The sequence below is a fragment of the Luteibacter anthropi genome (assembly GCF_011759365.1).
Classification (GTDB): domain Bacteria; phylum Pseudomonadota; class Gammaproteobacteria; order Xanthomonadales; family Rhodanobacteraceae; genus Luteibacter; species Luteibacter anthropi.
This window is the reverse complement of sequence record NZ_JAARLZ010000020.1, coordinates 1-2,500: the sequence shown is the minus strand read 5'-3', so window position 1 is coordinate 2,500 and position 2,500 is coordinate 1. Positions and strand designations below refer to the sequence as shown.

Here is a 2,500-nt window from a genome sequence, read left to right as displayed (position 1 = left end):
CTATCCTTGACCAGGTTGAAGGTGCGGTAACACGCACTGGAGGACCGAACCCACATCTGTTGCAATAGATGGGGATGAGTTGAGGATCGGAGTGAAAGGCTAAACAAACTCGGAGATAGCTGGTTCTCCTCGAAAGCTATTTAGGTAGCGCCTCGTGCGAACATTCCTGGGGGTAGAGCACTGTTATGGCTAGGGGGTCATTGAGACTTACCAAACCATGGCAAACTCCGAATACCAGGACATGCTACACGGGAGACACACGGCGGGTGCTAACGTCCGTCGTGAAAAGGGAAACAACCCAGACCCGCAGCTAAGGTCCCAAAGTCATAGCTAAGTGGAAAACGATGTGGAAAGGCATAGACAGCCAGGAGGTTGGCTTAGAAGCAGCCACCCTTTAAAGAAAGCGTAATAGCTCACTGGTCGAGTCGGTCTGCGCGGAAGATTTAACGGGGCTAAGCTATGCACCGAAGCTCGGGGTGTACAGATTTTGATCTGTACGCGGTAGAGGAGCGTTCCGTAGGCCTGCGAAGGTGGATTGTAAAGTCTGCTGGAGGTATCGGAAGTGCGAATGCTGACATGAGTAACGATAAAGGGGGTGAAAAGCCCCCTCGCCGAAAGCCCAAGGTTTCCTCGCGCAACGTTCATCGGCGCAGGGTGAGTCGGCCCCTAAGGCGAGGCAGAAATGCGTAGTCGATGGGAAGCAGGTTAATATTCCTGCACTTTTCTATAGTGCGATGTGGGGACGGAGAAGGTTAGGTCTACCAGGCGTTGGTTGTCCTGGGGAAAGGCGGTAGGCATGATTCTTAGGCAAATCCGGGAATCTTTATGCCGAGCACCGAGACGAGTCCTTTGAGGACGAAGTGACTGACACCACGCTTCCAGGAAAAGCCACTAAGCTTCAGCTATAGAAAAACCGTACCGTAAACCGACACTGGTAGGCAGGGTGAGAATCCCAAGGCGCTTGAGAGAACTCGGGTGAAGGAACTAGGCAAAATGGCACCGTAACTTCGGGAGAAGGTGCGCCCCTTGGTGTGGTCACGTGCGTGACTGAGCATCGAGGGGTCGCAGTAACCTGGCCGCTGCGACTGTTTATCAAAAACACAGCACTCTGCAAACACGAAAGTGGACGTATAGGGTGTGACGCCTGCCCGGTGCTGGAAGGTTAATTGATGGGGTCAGCCGCAAGGCGAAGCTCTTGATCGAAGCCCCAGTAAACGGCGGCCGTAACTATAACGGTCCTAAGGTAGCGAAATTCCTTGTCGGGTAAGTTCCGACCTGCACGAATGGCGTAACGACAGCGGCGCTGTCTCCACCCGAGACTCAGTGAAATTGAAATCGCTGTGAAGATGCAGCGTTCCCGCGGCAAGACGGAAAGACCCCGTGAACCTTTACTATAGCTTTACACTGAACGTTGAGTTCTTCTGTGTAGGATAGGTGGGAGGCTATGAAACCGAGACGCTAGTTTCGGTGGAGCCATCCTTGAAATACCACCCTGAAGTGCTTGACGTTCTAACCTAGGTCCGTAATCCGGATCGGGGACCGTGTATGGTGGGTAGTTTGACTGGGGCGGTCTCCTCCTAAAGAGTAACGGAGGAGCACGAAGGTACGCTCAGCGCGGTCGGACATCGCGCACTGTGTGCAAAGGCATAAGCGTGCTTGACTGCGAGATCGACGGATCAAGCAGGTACGAAAGTAGGTCTTAGTGATCCGGTGGTTCTGTATGGAAGGGCCATCGCTCAACGGATAAAAGGTACTCCGGGGATAACAGGCTGATACCGCCCAAGAGTTCATATCGACGGCGGTGTTTGGCACCTCGATGTCGGCTCATCACATCCTGGGGCTGTAGCCGGTCCCAAGGGTATGGCTGTTCGCCATTTAAAGTGGTACGCGAGCTGGGTTCAGAACGTCGTGAGACAGTTCGGTCCCTATCTGTCGTGGGCGTTGGAGATTTGAGAGGGGCTGCTCCTAGTACGAGAGGACCGGAGTGGACGTTCCGCTGGTGTTCGGGTTGTCATGCCCATGGCATTGCCCGGTAGCTATGAACGGAAGCGATAACCGCTGAAAGCATCTAAGCGGGAAGCGCGCCTCAAGATGAGATCTCCCGAGAGCTAGACTCTCCTTAAGGCACCATCAAGACTAGGTGGTTGATAGGCGCGGTGTGGAAGTGCAGCAATGCATTGAGCTTACGCGTACTAATGAGCCGTGAGGCTTGACCATATAACCCCAAGACGCTTCACCGTCTTAACTCAAGTCGAATCCGACTACATCCCGGACGCTTGTCACTCGTTTACACCTTTGCGGAGCCGGCGCTCAAAAAGCGCTGCTCCCACCCCTTCCCTGGCGGCTATAGCGGCGTGGTACCACCTGATCCCATCCCGAACTCAGAAGTGAAACGCGCATGCGCCGATGGTAGTGTGGCTCAAGCCATGCAAGAGTAGGTCACCGCCAGGGGCTTTATCCTAAAAACCCGGTCTTTTCTGAGACCGGGTTTTTTCTTTGC

General features: G+C 54.1%; 2 rRNA genes (1 of these 2 cut by a window edge). Both read left to right on the top strand.

Annotated features, from left to right (window positions below):
- Positions 1-2,217, top strand: a 23S ribosomal RNA gene (locus tag HBF25_RS21965); it begins 668 nt to the left of the window's first position.
- A gap of 119 nt (positions 2,218-2,336) precedes the next feature.
- A 5S ribosomal RNA gene (gene rrf / locus HBF25_RS21960) occupies positions 2,337-2,451 on the top strand.
- Positions 2,452-2,500: the final 49 nt, after the last annotated feature.